23 protein-coding genes and 3 pseudogenes are annotated in these 26,732 nt (G+C 72.1%); 13 read left to right on the plus strand and 13 right to left on the minus strand.

What is annotated here, in order from left to right:
* The first annotated feature begins 97 nt into the window (after nt 1-97).
* Nucleotides 98-865 (plus strand): hypothetical protein, encoded by a 768-nt coding sequence (locus ACSUPV_RS08395; RefSeq protein WP_436947227.1) that lies wholly within the window; start codon nt 98-100, stop codon nt 863-865.
* Between the two features lie 28 nt (nt 866-893).
* Here ACSUPV_RS08395 and ACSUPV_RS08400 read toward each other — a convergent pair whose 3' ends face one another.
* Nucleotides 894-1,421 (minus strand): hypothetical protein, encoded by a 528-nt coding sequence (locus ACSUPV_RS08400; protein ID WP_359789128.1) that lies wholly within the window; start codon nt 1,419-1,421, stop codon nt 894-896.
* Nucleotides 1,403-3,103: a PHP domain-containing protein gene (locus ACSUPV_RS08405; protein ID WP_436947228.1), complete on the minus strand. Its 1,701-nt coding sequence runs from the start codon at nt 3,101-3,103 to the stop codon at nt 1,403-1,405. Before ACSUPV_RS08405 ends, ACSUPV_RS08400 begins: the two co-directional genes overlap by 19 nt.
* A gap of 248 nt (nt 3,104-3,351) precedes the next feature.
* Here ACSUPV_RS08405 and ACSUPV_RS08410 point away from each other — a divergent pair.
* Together ACSUPV_RS08410 and ACSUPV_RS08415 are read left to right on the plus strand one after the other, a co-directional pair.
* Nucleotides 3,352-3,981, plus strand: a pseudogene (locus ACSUPV_RS08410) (jacalin-like lectin); the annotation flags it as partial.
* A 141-nt stretch (nt 3,982-4,122) separates the two neighbouring features.
* Entirely contained in the window at nt 4,123-4,671 is a 549-nt protein-coding gene (locus ACSUPV_RS08415; protein ID WP_436949886.1) for a jacalin-like lectin, read from the plus strand.
* A 67-nt stretch (nt 4,672-4,738) separates the two neighbouring features.
* Here the strand turns inward: ACSUPV_RS08415 and ACSUPV_RS08420 are convergent, their stop codons facing one another.
* Entirely contained in the window at nt 4,739-5,440 is a 702-nt protein-coding gene (locus ACSUPV_RS08420; protein WP_031119385.1) for a CPBP family intramembrane glutamic endopeptidase, read from the minus strand.
* 101 nt (nt 5,441-5,541) lie between these two features.
* Between ACSUPV_RS08420 and ACSUPV_RS08425 the strand changes: the two genes are divergently transcribed.
* The 3 genes and pseudogenes from ACSUPV_RS08425 to ACSUPV_RS08435 all read left to right on the plus strand — a co-directional run.
* Nucleotides 5,542-6,129: a TetR-like C-terminal domain-containing protein gene (locus tag ACSUPV_RS08425; protein ID WP_031119386.1), complete on the plus strand. Its 588-nt coding sequence runs from the start codon at nt 5,542-5,544 to the stop codon at nt 6,127-6,129.
* The gene (locus ACSUPV_RS08430; protein WP_436947229.1) at nt 6,122-7,108 is read left to right on the plus strand and encodes a phosphotransferase enzyme family protein; all 987 of its coding nucleotides are present in this window, start codon (nt 6,122-6,124) and stop codon (nt 7,106-7,108) included. The genes ACSUPV_RS08425 and ACSUPV_RS08430 overlap by 8 nt, the downstream gene beginning before the upstream one ends.
* A gap of 59 nt (nt 7,109-7,167) precedes the next feature.
* Nucleotides 7,168-7,515, plus strand: a pseudogene (locus ACSUPV_RS08435) (undecaprenyl diphosphate synthase family protein); the annotation flags it as partial.
* Between the two features lie 9 nt (nt 7,516-7,524).
* On the opposite strand, the gene ACSUPV_RS08440 reads toward ACSUPV_RS08435, so the two are convergent.
* Together ACSUPV_RS08440 and ACSUPV_RS08445 are read right to left on the minus strand one after the other, a co-directional pair.
* Nucleotides 7,525-9,225 carry a DUF2264 domain-containing protein gene (locus tag ACSUPV_RS08440; protein ID WP_436947230.1) on the minus strand — a complete coding sequence of 567 codons (1,701 nt, stop codon included), beginning with the start codon at nt 9,223-9,225 and terminating at the stop codon, nt 7,525-7,527.
* Between the two features lie 69 nt (nt 9,226-9,294).
* Nucleotides 9,295-10,338, minus strand: a complete 1,044-nt coding sequence (locus ACSUPV_RS08445; RefSeq protein WP_031119399.1) for a rhamnogalacturonan acetylesterase — start codon at nt 10,336-10,338, stop codon at nt 9,295-9,297.
* Nucleotides 10,339-10,529: 191 nt separating this feature from the next.
* Between ACSUPV_RS08445 and ACSUPV_RS08450 the strand changes: the two genes are divergently transcribed.
* On the plus strand, nt 10,530-12,191 hold the full coding sequence (locus ACSUPV_RS08450; protein WP_436947231.1) for a rhamnogalacturonan lyase B N-terminal domain-containing protein: 1,662 nt from the start codon (nt 10,530-10,532) through the stop codon (nt 12,189-12,191).
* 5 nt (nt 12,192-12,196) lie between these two features.
* Here ACSUPV_RS08450 and ACSUPV_RS08455 read toward each other — a convergent pair whose 3' ends face one another.
* Complete coding sequence (locus ACSUPV_RS08455) at nt 12,197-13,609, minus strand: RICIN domain-containing protein (RefSeq protein ID WP_037759168.1); 1,413 nt, start codon at nt 13,607-13,609, stop codon at nt 12,197-12,199.
* 1 nt (nt 13,610) lies between these two features.
* On the minus strand, nt 13,611-14,708 hold the full coding sequence (locus ACSUPV_RS08460) for a glycoside hydrolase family 43 protein (protein WP_436947232.1): 1,098 nt from the start codon (nt 14,706-14,708) through the stop codon (nt 13,611-13,613).
* 162 nt (nt 14,709-14,870) lie between these two features.
* Here ACSUPV_RS08460 and ACSUPV_RS08465 point away from each other — a divergent pair, with 162 nt between their 5' ends.
* Nucleotides 14,871-15,056: a DUF1737 domain-containing protein gene (locus tag ACSUPV_RS08465; RefSeq protein WP_031119403.1), complete on the plus strand. Its 186-nt coding sequence runs from the start codon at nt 14,871-14,873 to the stop codon at nt 15,054-15,056.
* A 45-nt stretch (nt 15,057-15,101) separates the two neighbouring features.
* Entirely contained in the window at nt 15,102-17,216 is a 2,115-nt protein-coding gene (locus ACSUPV_RS08470; RefSeq protein WP_436947233.1) for an autotransporter-associated beta strand repeat-containing protein, read from the plus strand.
* 19 nt (nt 17,217-17,235) lie between these two features.
* Here the strand turns inward: ACSUPV_RS08470 and ACSUPV_RS08475 are convergent, their stop codons facing one another.
* The gene (locus ACSUPV_RS08475) at nt 17,236-18,354 is read right to left on the minus strand and encodes an aminoglycoside phosphotransferase (protein ID WP_359789105.1); all 1,119 of its coding nucleotides are present in this window, start codon (nt 18,352-18,354) and stop codon (nt 17,236-17,238) included.
* A gap of 9 nt (nt 18,355-18,363) precedes the next feature.
* On the minus strand, nt 18,364-19,752 hold the full coding sequence (locus tag ACSUPV_RS08480; RefSeq protein ID WP_436947234.1) for an amino acid permease: 1,389 nt from the start codon (nt 19,750-19,752) through the stop codon (nt 18,364-18,366).
* Nucleotides 19,753-19,888: 136 nt separating this feature from the next.
* On the opposite strand from ACSUPV_RS08480, the gene mmuM reads away from it, so the two are divergent.
* From mmuM to ACSUPV_RS08495, 3 genes are all read left to right on the plus strand, one after another.
* The gene (mmuM, locus tag ACSUPV_RS08485; protein WP_359789100.1) at nt 19,889-20,800 is read left to right on the plus strand and encodes a homocysteine S-methyltransferase; all 912 of its coding nucleotides are present in this window, start codon (nt 19,889-19,891) and stop codon (nt 20,798-20,800) included.
* 154 nt (nt 20,801-20,954) lie between these two features.
* A complete protein-coding gene (locus ACSUPV_RS08490) occupies nt 20,955-22,022 on the plus strand; it encodes a LacI family DNA-binding transcriptional regulator (RefSeq protein WP_382615456.1) in 1,068 nt (355 codons plus the stop codon).
* A 14-nt stretch (nt 22,023-22,036) separates the two neighbouring features.
* Nucleotides 22,037-22,555, plus strand: coding sequence for a GNAT family N-acetyltransferase (locus ACSUPV_RS08495; protein ID WP_436947235.1), 519 nt, complete (start codon nt 22,037-22,039; stop codon nt 22,553-22,555).
* 28 nt (nt 22,556-22,583) lie between these two features.
* Here ACSUPV_RS08495 and ACSUPV_RS08500 read toward each other — a convergent pair whose 3' ends face one another.
* A complete protein-coding gene (locus tag ACSUPV_RS08500) occupies nt 22,584-23,156 on the minus strand; it encodes a hypothetical protein (protein ID WP_382615454.1) in 573 nt (190 codons plus the stop codon).
* A gap of 17 nt (nt 23,157-23,173) precedes the next feature.
* On the minus strand, nt 23,174-23,620 hold the full coding sequence (locus ACSUPV_RS08505) for a hypothetical protein (protein WP_382615452.1): 447 nt from the start codon (nt 23,618-23,620) through the stop codon (nt 23,174-23,176).
* A gap of 152 nt (nt 23,621-23,772) precedes the next feature.
* Between ACSUPV_RS08505 and ACSUPV_RS08510 the strand changes: the two genes are divergently transcribed.
* On the plus strand, nt 23,773-23,877 hold the full coding sequence (locus tag ACSUPV_RS08510; protein ID WP_382615531.1) for a hypothetical protein: 105 nt from the start codon (nt 23,773-23,775) through the stop codon (nt 23,875-23,877).
* 142 nt (nt 23,878-24,019) lie between these two features.
* Here ACSUPV_RS08510 and ACSUPV_RS08515 read toward each other — a convergent pair.
* Both ACSUPV_RS08515 and ACSUPV_RS08520 read right to left on the minus strand, forming a co-directional pair.
* Nucleotides 24,020-25,363, minus strand: a pseudogene (locus ACSUPV_RS08515) (carboxylesterase/lipase family protein); the annotation flags it as partial.
* A gap of 124 nt (nt 25,364-25,487) precedes the next feature.
* Nucleotides 25,488-26,732, minus strand: coding sequence for an alginate lyase family protein (locus ACSUPV_RS08520; RefSeq protein WP_436947236.1), 1,245 nt, complete (start codon nt 26,730-26,732; stop codon nt 25,488-25,490).

The following is a 26,732-nucleotide window of genomic DNA, read 5'->3' on the forward strand; positions in this document are numbered from 1 at the left end:
AGCGTCCCCGCCGTGAGGTGATCCCCCCCCGCGGTGTCCGCACACCGCAGACGCGAACCCGACCCGTACCCCTGCCGTCGCGCACGGAGAGATCACCATGCACATCACCCTGGGCAGCACCCCTGACGAGACCCTCGCCGCCTTCACCGCACGGGCGGCCGCCGATCCCGGCGTCGTCGGACTGGTCCTCAGCGGCTCCCGCGTCCACGCGGGCATGCCGACCGTCCACTCCGACTACGACCTGCACGTGATCCTGGAGGACCGGCACGCCTCGCCGATCGCCGAGTTGGACTGGTTCCGTTCCGCCCACCTGGACCTCGTGGTCATCCCGCTGGCGGAGTTCCGCACGCGCGGCATGCCGGGCCGCCCGGACAGCTTCGCGCGGTACGCGTACGTCCACGCCGAGGTGCTGCTCGACCGGCTGGACGGGACGATCGCCCGGATCCTCGACGAGAAGCGGACGCTGGGCGCCGAGGAGGCCCGGGCCGCCGTCGACGGCTGGCTCGACGCCTACGTGAACCAGACATACCGCTCGTTGAAGAGCTACCGCGACGGCCGCCCCGGCATGGGCCACCTGGACGCCGCCGAGTCCGTCCCGTACGCCCTGGAGGTGCTCTTCGCCCTGCACCGCCGGGTGCGGCCCTACAACAAGTACCTCCGGTGGGAGCTGGAACGGCAGCCGCTCGGTGCCGCCCGGTGGGACGCGGACCGGCTCCTGCCGGTCCTGCGCCGCGTTCTGGCCGACGGCGACCCGGCGACCCAGCGCGCCCTGTTCACCGACGTCGAGGAGGCGGCACGCCGGGCCGGCCACGACCGGGTCCTCGACTCCTGGGGCACCGACCTGGAGTTGCTGCGCCGGCCCTGAACGGCACCGGGCGGTCCGCCGGATGGTGTCAGTGGTCCGCGCAGCACGGTGTCGGGTCCGGGACCTCGAAGGGGACGAGGGTGCCGCCCGCGGCCGGCATCGCCGTCAGGACGAGCGCGCCGTCCTGCCACTGCGGGCGTACGTGGTCGCGTGTCGTCAGCGGCGTGTCCGGGGCGGGTGGCTCCGGCGCGCCGAGGACGGTCACGCGGTCGATCGCGGACCGGGACAGCACGTCCCCGACCGTCAGCGTGCCGGTGAGGGACGCGACGCCCGGGTAGAGCACGGCGCGCCCCACCGGGTCGGGCACGCCGCGCGTCACCGCGTGTCCCCCGGCCGTGAGCCGCTCCAGGGCGGTGCTCAGGAGCGGCTCCGACGGCAGGGTGAGGGACAGCACGACCCGGGGGCGGGCGCCGCGCACCAGGTGCGTGCAGGCGAAAGCGTCCTCGGGCAGGGCGAGTTCGGCGGCCAGGGAGCGCAGCAGGTGGTCCGCCGCGCGCAGCTCCCTGGTCCCCGCGTCCACGGTGAGGGCGTACGGCGTCACGAGGGCAGGACCCACACGGGGTTGGTGTAGAACCACAGGTCACGCCACGGGTCGGCGTCGCCGGCTCGGTCGAGGGCGGGGCCCGCCGGGTCGACGGACGCGCCCAGCGCGCCGACGGCGGAGCGGTTGCCGTCGGTGCCGCGCAGCCGGACGTACACGGGCTTCTCCACCCTACCGAGGTCGAAGGTGAGGCGGGTGACGTCCGTGGCCCCGCTGACGTCGTAGGCCTTGACGACCTTGGCGGTCGGCGCCGTGAACGTGTCCCGGTCCGCGACCGGGCCCGTCACATCGCCCTGGATGACGTCGACGCGGGCCAGTTCGGGTACGAACCCGGCCCAGTTGGGGCCGCCGGCCGGAACCACGTCCACGGTCAGGGTGACCTTGGTGCCCTTCTTCACGTGCAGGGCGCCGCCGAGCGTGGCCCAGCGTCCGCCGCCGGTGACGCGGATGTCCAGGGCGCTGACGAGCTGCCCGTGGTCGACCCAGAGGCGACCGGCGCGGATGCCGTCCATGACGGCGGCGTACGAGAAGCCGTCCGCGCCCACGTGGGTGCGGCTGTACTGGCCGGGCCAGTAGTCGCCCTGGGTGAGGTCGATCTTCCCGCCGTAGACCGGGTCGGTGTGCCTGCCGTTGGCCGCGTAGTCGCTGTCGGGGCCGCCGCGCACGGCGGTGTCGGCGTAGACCTGGTGGGAGTCGGAGTTGGCGGTGATCCACCAGGGCTTGCCCTCGGCGAGGAGGCTGTCCCACAGGCCGCCGACGGTGGCGGTCATCCAGTCGAATCCGCCCCAGGTGCGGTAGCTCTCCGGCGGGTAGCCGGGGAAGGAGTTGGGGCCGGGGTTGTTGTCGTAGAGGCCGCGGGAGCGGGCCATGCCGAGCGGGGCGGGGAGGCCGGCGGCCTGGTGGCCGGGGGCGCCCTCGAAGCCGACGGCGATCCGGTGCCGGGTGCCGGTGGCGTCGCGCCAGGCGCGGATCTCGTGCGGGGAGTCGACGCCGCGCCGTGCCGGGTGGTTGGCGAGCATCAGGGCGTCCTTGACCTTGCGCCGCCGGACCTGGTCGGCGAGGAAGTTCAGGCCCGCGACGGCCAGCGCCTCGTTGGCGGGCGTGGAGTCGGAGGCGCCTTTCACGCTGCCGTCGTAGTCGGTCTCGAACTGCTTGAGGACGGCGACCTCGTTCCTGCCGGGGTGCACGAAGACCGTGCCGTGCTCGGCGGCCGGGATGTTCCACTCCAGGCCCTGGAAGACGAGGGTGTCCTCGTGGGCGGCCCGGGCCTCCTTGATGTCCGGGTTGACCTTCTCGACGCCGATCCTCGCGTGGGTGGCGTTGCCGTGGTCGGTGATGACCAGCCAGTCCATGCCGTGCCGGGCGCCCTGGCGGACCTGGTCGACGACGCGGTACTTGCCGTCGTTGCTGTACTGGGTATGGATGTGGTGGTCGCCGGCCAGCCAGAGGAAGCCGCTGCGACGGCGGCCGGCGGAGGCGGCGGCGGGCGTCGCCCCACCGAGGACGCTGCCGGCCGCCAGGCCCGCGCCGAGCAGTCCGGCGCGGCGCAGCAGCGAGCGGCGCGAGCGCTGTTCGGGGCTGAGGGCCTCGTCCGGGACGGCGGGGTCGAAGGCGGCGGGCAGGGCCGGCGCGGCCTCGTGCGCGTGGTCGTGGTCGTGCCCGTGGTGGTGATGCCCGTGTGCGTGCCCGTGTCCCATGAAGCGCCTCCTGTGTGCCGCTGCCGTCCGCGGCTGCCTTCCGCGGCGCGTGACCGCGCCGCGTGTGGAGGATCGGGGCGAAACATGAACGTTGAACGACCAGGGGGTGATCGGCGGACGACCCGGGCGCGGCGGCTCGCCTCATCTCTCACTGTTTCCTCAACTGGCCTTGTCCGTCACACTCGTTGACAACGAATCTGAGCACCGTTCACGTTCCTCTCTGCCTCCTCCGACCGGAGACACCCCCCATGAGACGACTCCTCGGCACCCTCACCGCCGCCGCCCTGACCCTCACCGGACTGACCGCCGCCTCCTCGGCGCCCGCGGCGGCCACGGACTCCGGCTCCTTCGACGTCCTCACCTACAACATCGCGGGCCTGCCCCTCGGCCTCGGCGACAGCGACCCCGAGACCAACACCCCGCTGATCGGGCAGCGGCTCGGTCCCTACGACATCGTCAACGTGCAGGAGGACTTCAACTACCACGCCTCGCTGTACGCCAACGACAAGCACCCGTACCGCACGGCGACCAGCGGCGGCGCGGCCTTCGGCGACGGCCTCAACACCCTCTCGAACCACTCCTTCGAGGACTTCCAGCGCGTCAGGTGGAACCAGTGCACCGGCACCAACTGCCTGACGCCGAAGGGCTTCTCGCTGGCCCGTGTGCGGCTGGCCGAGGGGGTCTTCGTCGACCTCTACAACGTCCACACCAACGCCGACTCGGACGACGCGGCCCTCGCCGCACGCCGCGCCAACATCGAGCAGCTGTCCGACTTCATCCAGGCCAACTCCGCGGGCAACGCGGTGATCGTCATGGGCGACACCAACACCCGGTACACGCGCGCCGGCGACAACATCCGCACCCTGCTGTCGGAGAACGGCCTGAAGGACCCGTGGGTGGACCTGGTCAAGGGCGGCACACCCCCGGCCCAGGGCGGTGACGCGCTGGTCTGCGACGCGGCCGCGCCGACGAACGACTGCGAGGTGGTGGACAAGGTCCTCTACCGGGGCAGCAGGCTGGTGAACCTCACCGCCACCCGCTACAACAACGACTGGGCGTCCTTCCTCCGCTCCGACGGGAAGCACCTCTCCGACCACTTCCCGCACCGGGTCGACTTCTCCTACAGGCTCGACCCCGCCCTGCGCGCCAGCGACTTCTTCGGCGGCCCGCACGGCACGGCGTTCAACGACGCGGACGACCTGCCGGCGACGCCCTCGCCCCGCACGCTCACGCTGCGCGGCAGCGCCCGCCTGGACGGGGTGTCCCTCACCCACGACGGTGGCCCGACCCTGACCCACGGCGGCACGGGCGGCACGGCGACGTCCCTCACGCTGGCCCCCGGCGAGCACCTGACCTCGGTGAAGCTGACGCAGGGCCAGAAGGACGGCCGGACCCGGATCTTCTCGGCGTCCTTCACCACGGACAAGGGCCGCACCCTGTCCGCCGGCACGGCCACGTCCGACACGAAGACCTTCACGGCCCCCGCCGGCCGCCACATCGTGGGCTTCACGGGCCGCGCGGGCGACGAGATCGACAAGCTGGGGGTGGTGTACGCGCCGATCCGCTGAAAGGGCTTCCAGCAAGGGCCTCCAGAAGGACTTTCAGGCGGAGCCGACGTGGCGATCCCGCGTCCGTTCAGCCATGGAGCCACCATCGGGCCGCCGCCCAGGTGAAGGCGTAGCTGAAGCCGTTGACCGCCCAGTGCAGCGCCGCGGGCGCCAGCAGGCCGCCGGAACGGCGTCGCAGCTCGCACAGGACCGCCCCGGCGGCGATCATCGCCACGATCGCCGCCGTGACGGCCGGTACGACACCCGCCGAGCCGCCGCCGAAGATCTCGCCCACAGCGGTGTTGGAGCGGTTGAGACCACGCGAGGGCATGATGTGCCACAGGCCGAACAGCAGCGACGACACGGCGGTGGCCCAGGCCGTTCCGCGCCGCCGCCGGATCATCGCCCAGAGCACACCGCGGAAGGCGGTCTCCTCCAGCAGCACGGTGCCGAAGGGCACCCGTACCAACGCCCGCCACAGCACCTGCCCCAGGGACAGGTCGACCGCTCTGGCGTCCCGGAACACGTCCTGGCCGGCCGGGACGACGAGGAGCAGCACGAGGACGAGCAGGACGGCACCGGTCAGGAGGGGCACCCACCGCAGTCCCCGGCGTGCCCCCGCCCTGTCCAGGCCCAGATCGGACAGGGCGAGACCGTCCCAGCGGGCGAGCAGCAGCAGGACGCCCGTGGCGGTCACACAGACGACGACGTACGCGACGGGCCCGCGAAGCAGCCAGTTGTTGAGCAGGTTCACGGCGGCCAGGACGGCGATGACGCAGACGATGGGCATGGTCGTTCCAGGATCCCTCTCGCGGCAGCCGGGGATGCACGGGACACGTACTAGGATTCCGCCTAGAAGTCCTAGGTCCGGCCGTGACGGAGGCGGTTGCCATGCCGAGAGCCGGTCTCACGGCCGAGCGGGTCGTCGCGGCCGCCGCGGACCTCGCCGACGAGATCGGTTTCGAGAAGGTCACCGTCTCCGCGCTGGCACGGCACTTCGGGGTCAAGGACGCGAGCCTGTACTCGCACGTCCGCAGCCTCCAGGACCTGCGCACCCGCGTCGCCCTGCTGGCCGGGGGCGAGATGATCGACCGCATCGCGGCGGCCGTCGCCGGCCGGTCCGGCAAGGACTCGCTGGCCGCCTTCGCCGCCGCCTACCGTGGATACGCCCTTGAGCACCCGGGCCGGTACGCGGCGACCCAGATCCAGGTCGACCAGGCCCTCGTGGCCGACTCCCCCGTCCTGCGCCGCACCGCCGAGATCACCTACGGCATGCTCCGCGCCTACGGCCTGGAGGAACCGGACCTGACCGACGCCGTCCGCCTGCTGCGCAGCAGCTTCCACGGCTACTGCGCCCTGGAGTCCACCGGCGCCTTCGGTGCGCCCCGTGACGTGCAGGCGTCCTGGGACCGGGCGATCGACGCCCTGCACGTCCTGCTGCAGAACTGGCCCCGCGAAACGAGGACCTCCGATGCCTGAACCCGCACGTCCCGACGACACGGCCCGCGCCATAGCGGAGGCCTACGCGCTCGGTGCCGGCCCCTGGACCATGGCGCCCGTCACCCGGGGCGCACTGGGCCAGATCTGGAAGCTCTCCGGGAACGGCTCCTCCTGGGCCGTGAAGGAACTCCTCTTCGGCTGCGACGAGGCCCAGGTCGGCCGTGAGGCCGTGTTACGGGACTCCGCGGCCGCCCTGGGCATCGCCTCCCCCCGCCTCTTCCGCGACCGGCACGGCGCACCCGTGTGCCGTCCCCTCCCCGGCGGCACCTGGGTGAAGCTGTACGACTGGGTCGACGGCACCCGTGCGGACGCCTCCGATCCGAAGATCCTGGACTGGTTCGGCCGGACCATGGCGCTGCTGCACCGGGCCGGCGAGGGGGCGGCCGGGACGCCGGGCGACTGGTACGAGCGGTGCCCCGACGAGGCCGACTGGGAGGACGTGCTCAAGCAGGTGCGGGACGCCGGCCTGCCGTGGGCCGGCGAACTGGGCCGGTTCGTCGCCACGGCCGCGCCGCGGCTCGCGCACTGGGTGTCCCCGTCCCCGCCGGGCGACCTGGTGACCTCGCACCTCGACCTCCAGCCCCAGAACGTCCTGGTCGGCCCGGACGGCCCGGTCCTGCTCGACTGGGACAACGCCGGGCCGGTCGCGGCGGACCGGGAGTTCGCGCGTGCCGTGTACGTGTGGTCCGGCGGCAACGAGGTGAACGTCGATGCGGCCCGGCACCTGGCACGGGCCTACCGCGACGCGGGAGGCCCGGCCGTCGTCACGGGCCCCGAGTCGTTCTCGATGCTCTTCGCCACGGCCCTCAACTACATCCACGTGCAGGCCAAGACGGCGGTCGATCCCACCGTGACCGCCGCGCAACGCGCGTTCGCGGGCGACGAGACCGTCAGGTTCCTGCGCACCGCGCCGGACCTGACCGCCGTCGCCCTGCTGGTGGCGGCGCTCGACACCTAGTGATCTGGTCTTGAGTTCACGTCTCGCCACATGAGTCGCGGTTCGACGGCGGACGTGCCGAGATCACGGCAGCCGCGGCGAAACTCGCCGAGGAAGCGGTCGCCGGGAAGGTCTCCCCCGGCTCCCTCTCCGAGCACGCCTTCGCCCGCTACCTGCACGTCCCGGAACTGCCCGACGTCGACCTGCTGGTGCGCACCGGTGGCGACCTGCGTACGTCCAACTTCCTGCCCTGGCAGGCCACCTACGCCGAGCTGCTGTTCCTCGAGACCCCCTGGCCCGCCGTGGACCGCCGCACCCTGTGGGACGCGATCGAGCAGTACGCCCGCCGCACCCGCCGCTACGGCTCGGTCCCCCGCATCCCCGCCCAGGCCACCCCCGTGAGCGGACGGGGAGCGCCGACGACGTGAGCCGCGTGGTCAGCCTGTGCCGGGAACCACCGTGACCTCCACCCCCGGACCGTCCACCCGGACCCGCGCTCCACCCCCGTCGCTCCAGCGGACCACCAGCTCTCCGGTCTCCTCCACCCGGACGGACACCAGGTCCCCGAGCGGGGCGGGGTTCGGTTCCGCCGTCAGGCGGGCCAGGGCGGCGAACAGGGTCGGGCCCGTGGTGGTGACGCCGGTGAGGTCGTCCACGAGACCGACGGCGGGCAGCAGTTCCGCGCGGACCCCGTCCGCCTCGCTCCACCCGGTCACCCGCACCGGCGTCCCGGGCTGTGCCCCGGACACCAGGTGCGCGCGCACCTCCACCGCGCCGCGCGCCAGCACGACACTCGTCACCCGCGCTCCCCCGCCCGCCGCGTGCCGGGAGGCCACCCAGCCCTCCCCCGCGCCCAGCGGTTCGATGCCGGTGCGGCTCGGATCGCCGTCCACGATCACGCTGTTGTCGTGGGACGGGGCGGGCGCCGTGACCGTGGAGTAGGCGAGGCGCGTGTAGTACGGGTCGTAGCGGACGTCCTCGCTGCCGTGGTTGTGGAGGCGGACCACGCCGTCGGAACGGGTGGACTGCAGCAGCCAGTTGGGCGGGCCGAGGGGCGTGACAGCGTCGGCGCGCTCGGCCGGCCCGGGTTCCTCCGGCGCCGTCCACACCTCGTGGTCCGGCGGCAGGAGCAGGCCGAGGAAGCCCTTGCTCGCCCAATACGGGGAGGCGGGGCCCGAGTAGCCCTGGAGGACGGACTCGTCGGGGCCGTGCCAGCCCAGGGACAGCAGGTCCCGCTCGTCGACCGCGCCCCGGTCGAGGAAGTACCGCAGGGCCCCGGAGGCCAGGCGCCGCGTCTCCCCGGGCGACAGCGGCGTACGGCCGGTCAGCGCGCCGAGCCACAGGGGGGCCGTCGTCGCGAAGCGGTACGTCAGGGAACGGCCCTGGTGCATCGGTGCCCCGTCGCCGCCGAAGAGGCGGGCGTAGTCGGCGAGATGCCGGTCGAGGCGGCCCCCGTACAGCTCCAGCAGCCGTTCGTCCCGCTCCAGCCAGGCGTGCAGCACCGGGTAGAGGTGCATCGCCCAGCCGTTGTAGTAGTCGTACTTTCGGCCGTCGCCGTCGGTGTACCAGCCGTCGCCGACGTACCACTGCTCGATGCGTTGCAGGCCGCGGTCGATCGCCGCGCGGGAGGCGTCCGGCTCGTGGCCGATCTCGGCGAGGAAGCCGCCCACGGTGACCGGGAACAGCTCCCAGTTGCAGGGCCAGGGTTCGGCCGTGAGCGCGTCGGCCAGCCAGGCCGCCGCGCGCTGCCGTACGGCGTCGTCCAGGCGGTCCCACAGCAGGTCCCGTGTCAGCCGCAGGGCCAGGGCGATGGACGCCGCCTCCACCAGGGGCTGGCCGCGGTCCTCGATGCGGGGCCAGACGCCCGAGACACCGGCGGCGAGGCCGGCCGCGTACCGGTCCAGGGCCTTCTCGTCACGGCGGAAGGCGGCCAGCAGCAGGGTGCGGGCGTACCCCTCCAGGCCGTCGGAGAGGCGGCCCGACCAGCTGGTCCGGTCGCCGGGCAGGTGGTAGAGCGCGCGGTCCTCGGTCGCGTACGGCTCGACCGCGCCGAGCAGGGCGTCGGCCGCCGCCTCCCAGTGGGCGCGGGTGTAGCCGGTGAAGGGGCTGGTCGTGCGGTCGGCGGGCGGCAGCTGCATCGGGTCTCTTTCGTGCTCGGACGGTTCGGACCTGAGGCGCCCCGGTTCCGGTCGGGGCGCCCCAGGGGCTCATCCCACCCGCACCTTGCCCTTCGGCACCAGATGCCGGGTGACGAGTTCGTCGCGGACCAGGCCCGCGTAGAGCGTCGCACCGCGCACGGACGTGTGCGTGTTGTCGCGCGCCTCGTTGGTGAGGTACAGCGCCTTGGAGCCTTCCACGCCGAGGGACTCCACGAGCGCCTTGGTCTTCGCCGTGAGGTCGATCAGCGGGACGTCCCGCGCGGCGGCGACGGAGCGGACGACCGCCGGGTGGTCGACGCCCAGGCCGTTGACCAGGAGCGCGGTTCCGTTGTTCAGCGTGCCGTCGGGGCTGAACCAGCGCCGCACGATCGGAGTGACAAGGACCGGCTGTCCGCCCCGTTCCCGGACGCCCGCGACGAGGGTCTCCAGGTTGGCCCGGTAGGTGGCCTCGTCCGTGGTCTTGTCGTTGTGGGCGAGCTGGACGAGGACCAGGTCGCCGGGGCGGATCAGGGGCCGTACGGTGGCCCACAGCCGCGGGTTCCCCAGATACGAGACCGTACTCTCGCCGGAGTCGGCGTAGTTGGCGACGGACAGGCCCTTGCCGAGGTACTGGGGCAGCTGCTGGCCCCAGCCGGAGTAGGGGTCGCCGGGCTGGTCGCAGACGGTGGAGTCGCCGACCAGGAAGATCTGGCGGGCGTGCCGCGCCGGGGTGACCCTGATGTCGGCGAGGGCGGGAGCGGAGCCGCCGATGCGCAGGTCGAGGCCGGGGCTTCCGTCGGGTCCGGTGGGCTCGCCCTCAGGGGTGCGCACACTCACCGTGAAGCTGCGCGTGACGCGCTCGCCCGCCGGTGCGGCCGTCTCGGGGAGAAGGGACCGGCGGCTCTCGCCGCTGACGCTTGTGCTGGACGCGGCCGGTCCGCCGAGTGTGACGCGGACGTCGTAGGTGCCGGGCGGCACGTCGAAGTGGCAGGTGCCGGCGGTGCAGTTGGCGAGGCCGAGGGCCGGGCGGCCCTGCTGTGCCTGGGCCGGTACGGACGACAACGCGGTACCCAGGGCCACCGCCGTCACGACGGCGATGCTGAAACGTCTCACTCCGGGCTCCTCCCAGCGGACGACAAGACCTGGACGGGGACCGTACCGCTCCGGACAAGCGCTTTCTAGTCCTCCAGCAGCATTCACCAGATCTCCCACCGCACATCGGTGAAAGCCCTTTCGCGAAATCGATTCAACTGTCACTCTCGCTCCCACCCCGTTCCCCCCACCCTCGGCAGGAGGCCACCCCCATGCCCGGACCCACCACCAGACCCGTCGGCCGCCGCGCGGTCGTCCTCGGCGCCACCGCCGCCGTCGGCACGGCCCTCACCGGCACGGCGCGCGCCGCCGGCTTCGGCTGGACCGACGACGGGTCGAACTACGTCATCGACACCGGCGCCCAACTGGTGTTCAAGGTGAGCAAGTCCACCGGCGACCTGACGTCCCTGGTCCACCGGGGCACGGAGTACCAGGGCTACGGCGGCATGAACTCGCACATCGAGTCCGGCCTCGGCGCCTCCACGGTGACCATCAGGCAGTCCGGCTCGACGATCCTCGTCTCGGTCACGCACGGCACGCTGCAGCACTACTACGCGGCCCGCAGCGGCGAGAACAACGTCTACATGTGGACGAACAAGGCCGACACGTCCGTCTCCGCGACCCGGTACATCGTGCGCGTGAGGAAGGGCGCCTTCCTCAACGACGAGCCGGACTCCTACACGTACGCGCCCACCGCCATCGAGGCCTCGGACGTGTTCCGGAAGTCCGACGGCCAGACCCGCTCGAAGCACTTCTCCAAGCGGCGCGTCATGGACTACGACTACGTCGGCTGGTCCGCGGGCGGCGTCGGCCTGTGGATGGTGCGCAGCAACCACGAGAAGGCCTCCGGCGGTCCCTTCTACCGCTCCCTGCTGCGCCACCAGAGCGCGGACGGCGGCGGCCTGTACGAGATCCTCTACTACGGCCAGAACCAGACCGAGGCCCAGCGCTTCGGCCTCCAGGGCCCGTACGTCATCGCCTTCACGGACGGCGGGGCGCCCTCCTCGGCACTGTTCCCGGGCACGCTGACCACGCCGTGGGCCGACTCGCTCGGCATCGCCGGGTACGTGCCGGCGAGCGGCCGGGGCAAGGTGGCGGGCGTCGGGATCTCCGGGCGGAACACGGCGTATCCCTACACGGTCGGGCTCGCCAACACGGCCGCCCAGTACTGGGGTGCGGCGCGTGCCTCGGACGGCTGGTTCTCCCTCGCCGGCGTGCTGCCGGGGACGTACGCGCTGACCGTCTACAAGGGCGAACTGGCCGTGTACACCACCTCGGTGAGCGTGTCGGCGGGTGCGACCACCACCCTGAACACGATCGCGATCCCGACCTCCAACGACCCGTCGAACGCGAGCGCGATCTGGCGGATCGGCGACTGGAACGGCACACCGGCCGGGTTCAAGAACGCGGACCTGATGACGTACGCGCATCCGTCCGACGTGCGGGCCGCGTCCTGGACGGGGAACGTCGTCATCGGCGACGGCGAGACGGCGGCCTTCCCCTGCTACCTGTGGAAGGACGTCAACAGCGGCATCCTCGTGTACTTCAGGCTGACCGCCGCGCAGGCCGCCGCCGCGCACACCCTGCGCATCGGCGTGACCACGGCGTACGCGAACGGCCGGCCGCAGGTGACCGTCAACGACACCTGGACCTCGGCCGTCCCCTCCCCGCCGACCCAGCCGAACACCCGGTCGCTGACCAACGGTTCCTACCGCGGCAACAACCACACGTTCACGTACAGCGTCCCCGCGTCCGCCTGGAGGACGGACACGGGGCAGTACAACGTGCTCAGGATCGACGTGGTGAGCGGGTCGGGGACGACCGGGTTCCTCAGTGCGGGAACCGCGGTCGACGCGATCGACCTGCTGGTGTAGGCCGGTCAGGTCCCGCGGGTCCACTGCTGGTTGGTTCCGCCGTTGCACGTGTACGTGATGATCGCGGCGCCGTTGGCGGTGGACGCGCCGTTCACGTCCAGGCACTCGCCGCTCGCGCGCGACTTGACGTTCACGTACGAGCCGGTGGTGGTCAGCGACCACTGCTGGCTCGTGGCGGAGGCGTTGCAGTTCTCCTGCGTGACCGTGCTCGCGTTCTCCTGCACGCACAGCGAGCTGTTCCTGACCATCAGCTGGTAGTAACCGCTTCCGACGGACTTGAACCAGTACTTCTGGTTGTTGCCGCCGTTGCAGTCGTACTGCTTGATCTGGGCGCCCTGCCAGAGCGACTGGCTGGTCACGTCCGCGCACCGGGCGGAGTGGCGGGCGATCAGGGTGTTGTAGGTGGCGCTGGTGCCGGAGACGGTCCCGGTGGCCGTGTCGACGGTGACCTCGGGCGACCAGGACATGGACATCGTGGTCGCGTTGGAGAAGGTCAGCGGCAGCCACACGTACCGGGAGTCGTTGACGGTGCCGCCGAAGGAGTTGCCCCAGCGGTCGCCCATGTACAGGTACGAGGTGCCCGAACTGCCCTGCACGGGAAGCACGTAGGCGGTCTGCGAGCCGTACGTCGTCGCGTCGCCGATGTTCTTCATGGCCGACCAGGGCCCGGCGATGTTGGTAGCGGTGGCGTACTGCTGCTGGTTGGGGTTCCAGCCCGTGGCGCCCGAGGTCAGCATGAAGTACACGCCGTTCCGCTTGAACAGCGCGGGGGCCTCGCGATGGCCGCCGGGCCAGGGGTTGGCGACCAGGCTCGCGATGCCGGTGTAGTCGGCGGTGAGGCGGTAGATCTGCAGGTCGTAGTTCTCGCGGGCGGCGGAGATCATGTAGCCGGCGCCGTCGGTGTCGGTGAAGACCGTGATGTCACGGGACATGTGCTGGCCGAGCGGACGGAAGCTGCCCTTCCAGGTGTAGTTCCCGTCGACGGTGTCGGAGACGGCGACGGCGGCGCGGGCCTCGCTGTAGTCGGTGCCGTTCTCCTTGTGCATCCACATCACGAACTTGCCGGTGGACGCGTTGTACATGACCTTCGGCCGCTCGATGTTGGCGGTCGCCAGTTCCGGGTCGCTGGCCTCGGTCAGGACGTGGTTGCGGAACTCCCAGTTCTTCAGGTCGGTCGAGCGGTAGGCGTCGACGTACCGGAAGGTGTTGTCGGCGTTGCGGTGCTCGCCGAACCAGTAGTAGTAGGAGCCCACCTTGATGACCCCGCCGCCGTGCGCGTGGACGGGGTTGCCCGAGGTGTCCGTGAACTGGGTGCCGTTGGTGATGGTCTGGGGCGCGGCCTGGGCGGGGCCGGCGGTGGCGAGGGCGCCGAACAGCCCGAGGCACAGGGCGAGGAGGGTGGCGTACGCGCGTCTCATGTCAGTCACCTGCCGTGGCCGTGTCGGCGACCGGTATGCCGAAGTCGGGGGTGCCGTCCGGCTTCCAGCCGAGCTTCTGGACGCGGGTGTGGCGGTTGGGGTCGTTCAGCGGGTCGCCGTTGATCTCCTTGTACTGGCGGGCGTGGTAGACGAGGACGTCGGTGCGGCCGTCCTCCGCGACCGTGAAGCAGTTGTGGCCGGGGCCGTACTGCTTGGTGGTGTCGTTGCTGGTGAAGACCGGGACCGGCGACTTGGTCCAGCTCATGGGGTCCAGCAGGTGGCTGTCGGCGTCGGCGGTCAGCAGGCCCATGCAGTAGTTGGAGTCGGTGGCGCTGGCCGAGTAGGTCATGAACAGGCGGCCGTTGCGCTTGAGGACGTACGGGCCCTCGTTGACCTTGAAGCCGATGCACTCCCAGTCGTACTCCGGGGTGGAGAGCCGCACCTGCGGGCCCTTCAGGGTCCACGGGTTCGCCATCTCCGACAGGAAGATGCCGGTGTTGTTGTCCATGCCGGGCTCGTGCTGCGCCCAGGCGAGGTAACGGGTGCCGCGGTGGGTGAAGGTGGTGGCGTCCAGGGAGAACGTCTCCCAGGCCGTCTTCACCTGGCCCCGCTCCACCCAGGTGCCCTTGAAGGGGTTGGGGTGGGCGTTCTCCAGCACCCAGATGCGGATGGCCCAGACGTCCTCGGCGGGCGCGGAGGCGAAGTAGATGTACCACTTGCCGCCGATGCGGTGCAGTTCGGGCGCCCAGATGTGGGCGCCCATCGGGCCCGTGGGGTGGGCGCGCCAGATGACCGACTCGGCCGCCGTGCCCAGGCCGTTCAGGGTGCGGGAGCGGCGCAGGATGATGCGGTCGTACTCGGGGGCGGTCGCGGTGAAGTAGTAGAAGCCGTCCTTGTGCCGGTGGATGTGCGGGTCGGCGCGGTTGCGGACGAGCGGGTTCACGAAGGGGGCCGGCTTCGGGGGTCCGGCCGGGGTGGCCGCCTGGGCCACGCCCGGGGCGACGGGGACGGCGGCGAGGGCACCGGCGGCTGCGGCGCCCTTCAGCAGCAGTCTGCGGCTGGGGGGTTCGGGCAGAGCGTGGTCGCGGTCGCGGCTCATGCGGAGGGGCCTGCCTCTCACTGGGGGACACACGGCGTTGTCTGATGCGTTGTCTGACATTTCGAACACCATCTGTCATTACGAACGCCGAAAAGGTAAGGGGGTGACACGAGGAGGTCAACGGGTCTGACGGGACCAACGGACTCTGCGATCCTGCTTCTTATGAGCACACCACCCGACGACCTGCCCCGCTACCGGGTTCTGACCGGACCGGACGACGCCGCGTTCTGCCGCAGGGTGAGCGAGGCGCTCGACCTCGGCTACGAGCTGCACGGCGGCCCCGCCGTCACCTTCGACGGTGAGCGGGTCATCGTCGCGCAGGCGCTGCTGCGGCCGGGGCGGCCGTAGGCGGTTTTCTGTTATCGGCGGACGTCGTGATCCGTCTCCGGTCACGTGCGCAGCCTCACCCACACCACAGCAGCGGCCGCGGGCGTCCTCGCGGCGGTCGCGTCCCTGCTCACCGCTCCCCCGGCGCTGGCCGCCGGGCCCCGGGACGTCACGGCCGACGTGCTCGCCGACCGGGACGTGACCCTCGCCGGGGACACGGTCGTCACCGTGCCGCCCGGGACGACGACGTACGACGGCGTGTTCCGGGGCGAGGGCACGCTCACCGTGCGCGGCACCGGGACCCTGGTCCTCACCAGGGACAGCGACTTCACGCTCCCCCGGTCCCGGCAGCGGCAGCAGGTGCGGACACGGGGCGGCAACCACCCGTACGTCACCGTCACCCGCCCCGACCCGCCCGCGGTCACCGTCGCGCACGGGGCGACGCTCCAGTACGGCGACGGCGGCACGACCGGCCTGATCGGCCACTTCCCCTACGACACCCCGGCGTTCCGCCTCAACCAGGACAACATCCGGGTCGACGGCACCCTCCGGCTGTCCCTCAGGAGCGCCTACAACCTCGGCACCATCAGCGGCTCGGGGCTGATCACGCAGCCGAGGTTCCTGTGGGGCACCTGGGACCTGTCGGGCACCCACCCCTTCTCCGGCGTCATCGACAACGGCACCCAGCTGAACGCCGGCCGCCCGGAGTACGCCACCTCCCTGCCCCGCGTCCGCAAGGTCCTCAACCAGGGGACCTGGACCGTCGACACCCCGCTGGGGCAGACCGTCACCCTGGGCATGGACTTCTACCAGCGCGAGTACGGCAGCGACATCAACGTCCAGTCCCGGCCGGGCGGGAAGGTGGTCCTCACCGGGCAGTACAGCTGGTCGGACCGGGGCGGCGACACCGACCCGTCGCTCAGCGACCCCGCCCTCAACTGGACGCCCGCCCGGAAGAACGTCAACAAGCGCGGCACCAACATCAAGGGCGCGAACGTCCGGTGGGGCGACGGCACCACCGACCGGATCTTCATGCCGGGCACCGCCGAGACCGTCTACATCAACCTGCTGGCGGCCCGCTCCCGTTCCCGCCTCACCTTCGACTACAACGGCCCGGTGACCCTCGGCGCCCCCATCGGCGGCGGCAGGTTCCACGACACCCTGTCGGCCCCCGGCGCCGGCGACGTCGTCATCGCCGGCACCCCCGGGAACGACGTGACCTTCGCGGCCGTCCAGCACTACGACGGCTCGACGACGGTCGAGAAGGGCGCGGTGCTGCGACTCGGCAGCGGGAAGCGGGGCGGCGACGGCGGGCTGTACGCCGCAGGTGCCCACTCCGAGGTCGTCAACCACGGCTCCCTCGTGCTGCGCAACACCAGCCGGCCCCTCACCCTGTCCCGCGTCGGCGGCAGCGGCTCGCTCACCCAGGCGGGAGCCGCCACGACGACACTGACGGGCCGCGCGGTGACCTACACCGGGACGACCACCGTCACCCGGGGCACGTTGGCCCTGCGCCGGGGCGCCACGCTCGACCGCAGCCGGGCGATCCGGCTCACCTCGGCCGCGGCCCGGCTGGACACGGGCCGGGCGGGCCTGCACGTGGCGACGTCCCTCACCGGCAAGGGCACGGTGCGCGGCCCGGTCACCAGCGACGGCACGGTCACGACCGGCCTCACGGTGGACGGCGCCTACACGCAGAGCGCGCGGGGCTCGCTGGTGCTGCGGGACGGGCCGTTGAAGGTGACGGGGGCGGTACGGCTGGCCGGAGACCTCGACCTGTCCGCCGCCGGGGACTCCGGGCGGAAGCGTCCCGCCCGTGAGATCACCGTGATCGACCACACGGGCCGCGGCGCACCGGCGGGCACCTTCACCGGTCTGCGGGAGGGCGCCCGCCTGAAACTGGCCGACACCACCTACCGCATCAGCTACCGCGCCGGCGACGGCGACGACGTCGCCCTGACGGCGGTCACCGCCCCGGCCCCCTCTCCCACCGCACCCGCGGCGTCCGGGGCCGGTGGCTCGACGCCCCGCACCGCCGGCGCGTCGGAGGGCGTCGGCTTCGGCTGGTGGCCGTACGCCCTCGGACTGGCCCTCGCCGTCAGCCTCGCCGTACCGATGGCGACGCGGCGGAGCCGGGGCGGGCGACGGGGCGGGCGCCACGCGGTCCGGGCCCGGCGGTGAGCCGCCGGCGATGCAGCCCTCAGCGGCCGCTCGGCGCCTCGGGAAAGCCGAGCTGCGGGGCCAGCAGCCGTGCCTCGGCCGCCCACTCGGCGAGGAAGGCGAGGGTGAGGCCCCGTTCGCGGTAGCGGACGGCGGCGGCGACCGTGCCCGTGCCGCCGTACCCGACCGGCTCCTCGTCCGCCCTGGCCAGCATCAGTGCGGTGAGCCAGTCGTACTTCACCGCGGAGGCGCACACGGCGAGCCGTACGAGGCGTTCGTCGCCGTGCCAGCCGCTCTCGCGCAGACCGTGCACGTAGGCGTCGTAGGCCGACTTCGCCAGGCCGTGCAGCTCGGCGGCGGGGACGAAGTGGTCGAAGACGGTGTCGGGGAGATAGTTGCCGAGGTCCTCGCCGAGGGCGCCGTCGCCGGCGAAGGCCCAGTCGAGCAGGACGCCGGTGCCGTGGCCGTCGGAGCGGAGGTTCGCCGGCCACTGGTCGAGGTGGCAGAAGGCGCGGGGCAGGGACTCCATCACCGTGAGGAACCACTCGCGGTCGTGGTGGAGTCGGACCATGTCCTCGCGCAGGCCGGGCGGGAAGTGGGACCGGACCAGGGGGTGCCGCCAGGCCTCGTCGTCGTCGAGCAGGGCCGCGCCCGTCGTCTTCCCCGCCGTGTAGTCGCGCAGGAAGTGCCGGGACAGCCACGGCCGGTCCTCCCCCGCGCCGGTCTCGCCCTGTGCCGCGCCGAGGCGCCGGGCGTGCTCGACGTGCCGGGCCAGGGGCCAGCTCGTCGCCGGTTCGCCCGGCACGTCCTCCAGCCACAGCGCCACGTCGCCGCCGGGGCGTTCGGCGCACTCCAGCAGCCGGGGCGCGCGGATGCCGTGCCGCTCCCAGACCCGGGCGAGCCCGGACCCGTAGACGTACGCCTCGCGGCGCCAGAAGTTCCAGTGGCGCGGGTCGTTGGACGCCGCCCAGGAGACACCGGTCTCCTTCGTCCGCGTCAGCACCTTCAGCACGGCCGAGCGTCCGCCGCCGGTGACGCGCCACACCCCGGCCGTGACGCCGTTCAGCGGGTTGTGCGGGAGCGGATCAAACACCGCCTCGTCCGCCGGGACTCCCAGGACTTCACGTACTTCGGCTTGCGGGGCAGCGACCTCGGGCATCCCCCGATGCTATGCCGACGCCTCGGTCCTGTCCCCGCGTCCCCGCAGCCACACGTACACCGGGATCCCCGCGAACAGGAACAGCACGCCCTGGTAGACGGCCGCGTACCCGGCGCCCGCGATCAGCCAGAACGAGAAGCCGAACGACAGGACGGCGACGGTGAGATCGCGGGCGAGTCCGGCGGGACGGACCCGGTCGCGGGTGCCGCGGGCCAGCCAGTACAGCTGGGCCGCCGCCGACAGCAGGTACGGCACGCAGCCGGTGAACGTGGTGATCAGGACGAGGACGCGGAAGGTGGTGTCCGGGCCGGCCGTGTAGTTGAGGGCGATGAGCAGCGTGCCGAGGACCGCGCACGCCCAGACGCCGAAGCCGGGGACGCCGCCCTTGCCGACGCGGGCGAAGGGTGCCGGGAAGAGGCCGTCGCGGGCGGCGGCGTACGGCATCTGCGCCGCCATGAGGATCCAGCCGTTGAGGCAGCCGGTGATGGAGGCGACCGCGACCAGGGCGATGGCGGTGCCGCCCCAGCCGCCGCCGGTGATGGCGTTGACGGCGTCGGCGAACGGGGCGCCGGAGTCGACGAGTTCGCGGTGCGGGACGAGGCCGAAGACGGCGACCGTGCCGAGGACGTAGACCAGGGCCGAGGCGAGGGTGCCGAGGACGCTCGCCCGGCCGACCGTGCGCTCCGGGTCGCGGACCTCGCCCGCGCTGACCGCCGCCGACTCCACCCCGAGGAAGCTGTAGAGCAGCAGCGCGGCGGAGGCGGCCAGCGCGCCGGAGACGCTCTGCCCGGAGGCGTTGAACGGGCCGAAGTTGTCGGCGTCGACGAAGAACAGGCCGACCGTGGCGAGCAGCAGCAGCGGCACGAACTTCAGCACCGTCGAGACCACCTGCACCGCGCCGACCCAGCGCGTCCCCGCGAAGTTCGCGGCGGCCGGCAGCCACAGGGCGGCCAGGGCGACGGCGGCCTGGAGGGCGTGGTCGCCGTGCAGGGGTATGAGGACGTCGACGTAGCCGACGACCGCGACGGCCAGGGCGGCGATGCTGACCCAGCACATCGTCCAGTACGACCAGGCCGACAGGAACCCGGCGAACTCGCCGAAGGCGTCCCGCGGGTAGACGTACAGCCCGCCGGTGACCGGGCTGCGCCGGGCCAGCCGGCCGAAGAGCAGCGCGAGCAGCACGGCGCCGACGGAGAGCACGAGGAAGGCGAGCAGGCTGACCGTGCCGTAGGGGGCGACGGTGGCGGGCAGGGCGAAGATGCCGCCGCCGATGATGTTGCCCATGACGAGGGCCGTGGCGGCGGCGAGGCCGAAGGTGCGGCGGGGAACGGGCGCGGCGGACGGGGTGGCGGCCGGCCCGGCAGGTTCGGCGGCCTCGGCGGGGCGAGGGACGGTCATGAGTGTTCCTGTACGGGCGGGAGGGGAGGGGGAGGGGCGTGATCGTAACCCGCCGTCCCACATGTTGGGCGACCTGTTCATGTACTGGACACAATCGACTGGGGTCCGCCACCGGATCTCGACTACCGTCACCCGTATGACGAGCACCCTCACCCTCGCCGAAGCCCTCGCCGCCGGGACGGTCGTCCTGGACGGCGGCATGTCCAACCAGCTCGAGTCGGCCGGGCACGACCTGAGCGACGAGCTGTGGTCGGCGCGGCTGCTCGCCGAACGGCCGGAGGCGGTCACCGAGGCGCACCTCGCCTACTTCCGGGCGGGCGCCGACGTGGCGATCACCTCCAGCTACCAGGCCACGTTCGAGGGCTTCGCGAAGCGCGGGATCGACCACGACCGGGCGGCCGAACTGATGGCGCTGAGCGTGGAGCTGGCCCGGGAGGCGGCCCGCCGCGCCCGCGCCTCCCGGCCCCTGTGGGTGGCGGCGTCGGCCGGCCCGTACGGGGCGATGCTCGCGGACGGCTCGGAGTACCGGGGCCGCTACGGGCTGACGGTGGACGAGCTGGAGCGTTTCCACCGGCCCCGCCTGGAGGTGCTGGCCTCGGCCCGCCCCGACGTGCTGGCCCTGGAGACGGTCCCGGACGCCGACGAGGCCGCGGCCCTGCTGCGGGCGGTGCGCGGGCTCGGGGTGCCGGCCTGGCTGACGTACTCCGTGGCGGGCGGCCGCACGCGGGCCGGGCAGCCGCTGGAGGAGGCCTTCGCCCTGGCGGCCGACGCGGACGAGGTGATCGCGGTGGGCGTGAACTGCTGCGCGCCCGAGGACGTGGACGCCGCCGCGGCGACCGCGGCGCGGGTCACCGGCAAGCCGGTCGTCGTCTACCCCAACAGCGGCGAGACCTGGGACGCCGGGGCGCGCACCTGGACCGGCCGCTCCTCCTTCGCCCCCGGCCAGGTGCACGGGTGGCAGCGGGCGGGGGCCCGGCTGATCGGCGGCTGCTGCCGGGTGGGCCCGGAGGCGATCACCGGGATCGCCGGGGCGGTGCGGGCGGCGTAGGGGGCGCGCCGACGCCCCGGCACCAGTCTGCGCACACCCCTCCTCCCCTCCCCTTTCCGCTGCTAGCCTCCGTGATGGGAACCGGTTGCTACGGCGTTGCCGCAGTTCCCGAGGGGGTGGGCGCGGACCGGTGCCCGGGAGGGACGAGGCAGGCATGACGAGGAAGAGCGGCGACGCGAGCCGCAGCACCATCCGGGACGTGGCGGCCCGCGCGGGGGTCTCGGCGTCGACGGTGTCCCGGGTGCTCGGCGGCGTCTACCCGGTGAGCGCGGCGACGCGCGGCCGGGTGATGCGGGCGGTCCGGGACCTGGACTACGTGGCCGACGCGCGGGCGAAGGCGATCGCGGGCGTCGGCACGCCCACCCTCGCGTTCGTCCTGGAGGACATCACCGGCCCGTCGTTCGCGCACATGGCGCACGGCGTGGAGCGCGAGGCGACCCGGCTCGGCCACCTCTGCCTGGTGTGCAGCACGGAGGGCGACGTCCGGCACGAGCTGGAGTTCGTCGAGATGATGCGGGCCCAGCGGGCCGCCGCCGTGATCCTGGTCGGCGGCACGGCCGACACCCCCGAGTACCGCGAGCGCACCCACCGCATGGCCGACTCCCTCGCCTCGGCCGGTTCCCGCCTGGTCCTGTGCGGCCGGCCACCGCTGGACCCCGGCGCCCCGGTGACGGTCATCGAGTACGACAACGAGGGCGGCGCCTACACGCTCGTCGCGCACGTCCTCGCCCAGGGCCACCGGCGGGTGCTGTTCCTCGGCGGCCGGGCGGACCACACCACGGCCCTGGGCCGCGAACGCGGCTACCTCGCGGCCCACCGGGCCCGCGGCCTCACCCCCGACCCGTCGCTCCTCCTGCACGGCGACTTCACGCGCGACGCGGGCCACCGCCTGATGCAGCAGGCCCTCAAGGACGGCCTGGAGTTCACGGCGGTGGTGGCCGCGACGGACATGGTCGCGGCGGGCGCCCTCACCGCCCTGCACGAGGCGGGCCTGACCGTGCCGGGCGACGTCTCGCTCGCCGGCTACGACGACATCCCCTTCGCCCGCGACCTGCACCCCGCCCTGACGACGGTCCACGTCCCCTACGAGGAACTGGGCCGCCTCGCCGTCCGCACGGCCCTGGAGCACACGCCGGGGGCGGCGGACGAGCATCTGCTGCTGGGCACGCATGTGGTGGTGCGGGACTCGGTGGGTCCGCCGCCGACCCACGAACGTCCGTAGGGTCAGGGGGAGGCATGAGCACCCTCGTGGCCCAGGCCATCGGCACCGGGCGGCTGGATCTGCTGCCGCTGCGCGTCGAGCATGCCGAGGAGATGGCCGCCGTGCTGTCCGATCCGGCCCTGCACACCTTCATCGGCGGCACTCCGGACACCCCGCAAGCCCTGCGCTCGCGCTACCGGCGGATGACCGAAGGTTCTCCCGATCCGGCCGTGTCCTGGCTGAACTGGGTGATCCGGCTCCGCGACGAAGCCTGCCTGACAGGCACCGTCCAGGCCACGGTCAGCCGCTCCGCCCACCACGCCATGGCCGAGATCGCCTGGGTGGTGGGGCCCCCGTGGCAGGGCAGAGGCATCGCCACCGAAGCGGCCCGAGGACTCGTCGACTGGCTCGGCCGGCAGGCGGTGCACACCGTCATCGCCCACATCCATCCCGAACACCGGGCATCCGCCGCCGTCGCCACCGCTGCCGGGCTGTCCCCCACCGACGCATGGCACGAAGGCGAGATCCGATGGCGCCGGAGCATCGGACGATGACGTCGGGATTCACGCGGTGGATCGAGGCTCAGGGATCCACGTCCTCGATCGAGCTGGGTCCCAGCTGGGACGCGGAGGTGAATTCCGGCAGCGTGGCGGGCTGGTCGAAGAGGAAGAAGCTCTGGTTCATGCCGAGGGTGAACTCCAGGTAGGCACCCGTGGTGGCGTCGAAGCCGTAGTAGGTGTTGCAGGTCCCGGCCCCGTTGCTGTAGGTGCCGTCCATTTCCGGGAGCGGGACGTTGACCATGCCGTTGCTGCTCGATTTCGTCTTCGACGGTGGTGTACCCAGCGAACAGTACGAGACGGGGAGGCCCTTCAGAACGAAGTAGCCGTACTCACCCTTGGCGTTCTGGAGGTAGACATAACTGAGTTTGCCCTTCGAGCTGGCCTTACCCCAGGTCTTGATCCACTGGTTGATGGTCTCTCGCGTCGTCGAGTACTCGGGGATCTCTATCGGCTGGTTCGCCACCAGTTTGTCGTAGCCCTTCTCCTTGGCCCTCGTCTCCGCCGCCTGTGAGGAGTCGTCTTCGCAGGCGGCGGCAGTGAAGCCGAGCACCAGAGCGGCGGCGACGGCAAGCGCGGTCCGGGTGAGGCGTTTCATGACCCTTCTCCTCTTCGTCACGGCGCACACGTGGTGGTCATGTCGTTCACGTCCAACCGCGGCGGCAGGTCCTTGTCCTTGAAGGCGCTCCGGTGCTCCTGTGCGGCTTTGGCGTTGTATTCGTTGACCGCTTCGATCCGGGACGACTTCAGGGCGGTGAGGGAGGTGCCGATCTGAGCCCGCCTGGATTCGGAGGCCGTCTTGTTCTCCTCTTCCAGAGTCCTGATGGTCCCTTCTTTGGACTGCACCGTGGAGCAGAGTCCGAAGAACTCCTCGTACGTGGCGATCCGGAACGCACCCGAACCCTCGGTGCGGTCGCGCTTGTCGACTTCGCCGCGGAACGGGGCGGTCAGCCAGCTGACGCCACCGACGACGAGAGTGATGATCAGGCCGACGGTGACCAGGGCGGCGATACCGCCGATGACCCAGATTCCCGCCCTGACCTCTTCCCGGGTCGTGCTCATGGCCCTTCCTTTCGCGTCCGTCACTCAGCGGCGGCCCGCACTTCACGCCGAAGACGGGCAGGACTGGATGGTGGACAGCTCACCCGGGCACGCTACAAAGCCGCCCTCGGGACCCCTCCCGAAAAGCGGCCTGCGTCGTCAGTGCCGGCGGAGTGCCCCGGAGCGGCGGAGTCTCCGTACGGCTGACCGCAGTTCCGTACTGCGGGTGGGCGAATCGTCGGCAGCCGCCGATGCGGGTGTGGCTTCCGGGGAGGTGACGGCGGCGTCGGTCGCCCAGAGGGCGAGTTCGCGGTCACGGGGGCCGTACGCCGTGTAGGCCAGGCCGTTCTCGGCGTCCGGTGCGCGGTCTCCGAAGACGCGCACGGGGTGGGCCGCGTCCCAGCGTTCCCAGCCCGGGTCGCCGTCCGTGGCGAAGCGCACCCAGGCGGCGTGCATCTCGTCGGCCAGCTCCTGCGGCGCGCCCTCCCCGGCGAGCTTCCGGGACTCCGGGACGTCCCCGGTGTCGAAGACGAAACCGAGTTCCAGCGCGTGGCAGGCGCCGAGGCCGGGGAGGTTGGAGGGCCAGGCGAACTCGTAGACGTACGACGGTTCCGTACGGGCGTCGGCCAGGTGGTGCAGGGGGATGCGGAGCAGGTGGTCGGTGACGAGCTGGCCGACGATCTCCGCCGTGCTCGCCTCGGGGTGCAGGGCGCGGTAGCCGCGCGGGACCTCGCTGCCGCAGTGGCAGCGGGCCATGGCACCGGCCAGGGCGACGGCTCCGAGGCGGTCCACGCGGTCCAGGAGACCGCCCGGGACCAGCCAGAGCCGGTACTCGTCGCGGGTCCAGCCCATCAGCAGTTCCACGCCCGGGGCGGCGCCCTCGACGAGGGCTTCCAGGGGGTCGCGCGGGACGACATCGCCGTCGACGACGATGCCGAAGGCGGGGCCGCCGACCACCGGGCTGCTGAGCCTGCCCACCTCGGCCTGGGTGTGCAGCAGCAGGTCGCGGTCGACGGCCGCGAAGGCCTCGGCGGTGGCGGGGATCTTCAGCCGGGAGGCCATACGGCGGACCATCCGCCGTACCTTGGCCCGCTCGGACGCCTCGGGCGGCCCGCTCTGCAGGACCGCCCGCCGGACCAGCCCCCGCGTCTGCGGCGCGGCGAGGAGGGCGCCGATGCTGATCGCCCCGGCGGACTGGCCGAAGAGGGTGATGCGGCCGGGGTCGCCGCCGAAGGCCTCGATGGCCTCGTGCACCCAGGTCAGGGCGGCGATCTGGTCACGCAGGCCGGGGTTCGGGGGTGTGTCCGGGAACAGTCCGTAGCCTTCGACTCCCAGCCGGTAGTTGACCGAGACGCAGACGACGCCGTCGCGGGCGAAGGTGTGGCCGTCGTAGACGGGGACGGCGGACGAGCCCCTGGTCAGGGCGCCGCCGTGCAGCCAGACGAGGACGGGGAGGCGGGCCGCGGGGTCCGGGTCGGGGGTCCAGACGTTGAGGTTGAGGCAGTCGTCGCCGGGCACGACCGGGTCGGACAGGTAGTGGGCGAAGGCGTCGGAGTACGGGGGCTTCGGCGGGGTGGGGCCGAAGGCGCCGGCGTCGAGGACGCCGTCCCAGGGTGGGAGGGATACGGGCGGGCGGAAGCGGCGGGGGCCGAAAGGGGGTGCCGCGTACGGGATGCCGCGGAAGACCGCGACCCCCCGCTCGTACCGGCCGCGTACGGCCCCGTACGGGCTCTTGACCACGGGATCCGTCTGGCCTGCCGTCATACCGCCCACCAGCCCTTCGCCGCGCTCGTGCACCGGAAACACCAGAGCATCACATCGCTCCTCGGTATTCCGGTGCACGGGCCGGCTTGACCGCTATTTGGCGGACTCTTGGGCTGCGGACACGCTATTTGGCGTACATCAGCGTGCCGAAGCCGAGCTGGTCGAAGCCGCCGCTGGTGGTGCCGTAGTCGCCTCCTCCGCCCTCGGGGGCGACGGAGAAGCACATCTGGGCGATGTACTTGTCGTCGAGGAGCAGACGCCGCCCGTAGTGGTAGTGGAGCATCGCCCAGACCGGGCGGACCTGGCCGCGGGAGACGGAGCTGATCGCGGTGTGCGACTGCTGGGAGCAGTTCTGGCCGCTGCCCCAGGTGTAGGTGGTGAAGGGCACGTTCATGTTCAGGTTGTACTTGGCGACGTACTGGGCGGCCTTCATGAAGCGGCGGCCGTCGTAGGAGTAGAGGTCGTCTCCCTGGTTCCAGGCCATCTCGCAGATCGCGCCCATCTGGCCCATGCCCATCATGGTGTGGCCCTGGTCGCGGCCGGACTCCTGCCACTGGCCGAGGTCGTAGCCCTCGACGCCCGGGTACAGGAACGGGACGGCGTGCTGGATGGAACCGTTTCCTGCGCCGGTCTTGAAGTAGTTCACCGCCTGGTCGTACTTGGCGCCGTCGTCGCACAGGATCCCGATGGCCATGATCGAGGCCATGTTGCACAGGTCCCAGTTGGCCCAGTAGTTGGTGATGCAGGCGTCGTTGTGGCCGGTGAGGAACTGGTTGTTCATCGGGTAGAACACGTTCAGCATCATCTGCTTGAACCTGTTCAGGTCGAAGCCGGCGTAGCCGCGCATGAGCTCGGCGGCGTTGGCGAACTGCCAGCCGTAGATCCCCGCGGCGAGGAACCGGTCGGCGTTGCCCTGGATGGACGTGAGCGTGTTCGCCCAGGCGTTGAGGATGCGCACGGCGCAGTCCCCGTTGGCGGCGGTGCCGGCGACCTGCCAGCGCAGGGCGTTCTGGTAGGCGGCGGCGATGTCGTTGTAGAGGAGCGTGTAGTTCTCGGGGTAGCCCGATCCGCGGTAGACGACGGACTGCGGCCTGGCGGTCCAGGTGGACTGTGAGTGGGAGTTGGCGGTCAGTCTGTTCCAGCCGGAGAGCCAGGGGTCGTCGCCCGCGGCGACCCTGACCTTGGCGCGGTTGATGTCGCCCCAGTTGTGGAGCATGCCGGGGTGGGTGAAGGTGGCGGGTGCGGCGTCGGCCGTGGTGGCGGTGGTGCCGAGGGCGAGGCCCGCGGTGAGGCCGCCGGCGGTCTTGAGCAGACCGCGGCGGCTCACGTGGCCGCCCTCGTGGTGCGTGTGGGGGGACGTGCGGCTCAT

The organism is Streptomyces sp. SudanB52_2052 (genome assembly GCF_964272415.1).
Classification (GTDB): Bacteria; Actinomycetota; Actinomycetes; order Streptomycetales; family Streptomycetaceae; genus Streptomyces; species Streptomyces olindensis.

What these genes read in the sequence shown, in the direction of transcription:
- ACSUPV_RS08395 (WP_436947227.1), top strand. Translation starts at nt 98, where the DNA reads ATGCACATCACCCTGGGCAGCACCCCTGACGAGACCCTCGCCGCCTTC.
- ACSUPV_RS08405 (WP_436947228.1), bottom strand. Translation starts at nt 3,103, where the DNA reads ATGGGACACGGGCACGCACACGGGCATCACCACCACGGGCACGACCAC.
- ACSUPV_RS08420 (WP_031119385.1), bottom strand. Translation starts at nt 5,440, where the DNA reads ATGCCCATCGTCTGCGTCATCGCCGTCCTGGCCGCCGTGAACCTGCTC.
- ACSUPV_RS08425 (WP_031119386.1), top strand. Translation starts at nt 5,542, where the DNA reads ATGCCGAGAGCCGGTCTCACGGCCGAGCGGGTCGTCGCGGCCGCCGCG.
- ACSUPV_RS08430 (WP_436947229.1), top strand. Translation starts at nt 6,122, where the DNA reads ATGCCTGAACCCGCACGTCCCGACGACACGGCCCGCGCCATAGCGGAG.
- ACSUPV_RS08440 (WP_436947230.1), bottom strand. Translation starts at nt 9,225, where the DNA reads ATGCAGCTGCCGCCCGCCGACCGCACGACCAGCCCCTTCACCGGCTAC.
- ACSUPV_RS08450 (WP_436947231.1), top strand. Translation starts at nt 10,530, where the DNA reads ATGCCCGGACCCACCACCAGACCCGTCGGCCGCCGCGCGGTCGTCCTC.
- ACSUPV_RS08455 (WP_037759168.1), bottom strand. Translation starts at nt 13,609, where the DNA reads ATGAGACGCGCGTACGCCACCCTCCTCGCCCTGTGCCTCGGGCTGTTC.
- ACSUPV_RS08460 (WP_436947232.1), bottom strand. Translation starts at nt 14,708, where the DNA reads ATGAGCCGCGACCGCGACCACGCTCTGCCCGAACCCCCCAGCCGCAGA.
- ACSUPV_RS08465 (WP_031119403.1), top strand. Translation starts at nt 14,871, where the DNA reads ATGAGCACACCACCCGACGACCTGCCCCGCTACCGGGTTCTGACCGGA.
- ACSUPV_RS08475 (WP_359789105.1), bottom strand. Translation starts at nt 18,354, where the DNA reads ATGCCCGAGGTCGCTGCCCCGCAAGCCGAAGTACGTGAAGTCCTGGGA.
- ACSUPV_RS08480 (WP_436947234.1), bottom strand. Translation starts at nt 19,752, where the DNA reads ATGACCGTCCCTCGCCCCGCCGAGGCCGCCGAACCTGCCGGGCCGGCC.
- mmuM (WP_359789100.1), top strand. Translation starts at nt 19,889, where the DNA reads ATGACGAGCACCCTCACCCTCGCCGAAGCCCTCGCCGCCGGGACGGTC.
- ACSUPV_RS08490 (WP_382615456.1), top strand. Translation starts at nt 20,955, where the DNA reads ATGACGAGGAAGAGCGGCGACGCGAGCCGCAGCACCATCCGGGACGTG.
- ACSUPV_RS08495 (WP_436947235.1), top strand. Translation starts at nt 22,037, where the DNA reads ATGAGCACCCTCGTGGCCCAGGCCATCGGCACCGGGCGGCTGGATCTG.
- ACSUPV_RS08500 (WP_382615454.1), bottom strand. Translation starts at nt 23,156, where the DNA reads ATGAAACGCCTCACCCGGACCGCGCTTGCCGTCGCCGCCGCTCTGGTG.
- ACSUPV_RS08505 (WP_382615452.1), bottom strand. Translation starts at nt 23,620, where the DNA reads ATGAGCACGACCCGGGAAGAGGTCAGGGCGGGAATCTGGGTCATCGGC.
- ACSUPV_RS08520 (WP_436947236.1), bottom strand. Translation starts at nt 26,732, where the DNA reads ATGAGCCGCACGTCCCCCCACACGCACCACGAGGGCGGCCACGTGAGC.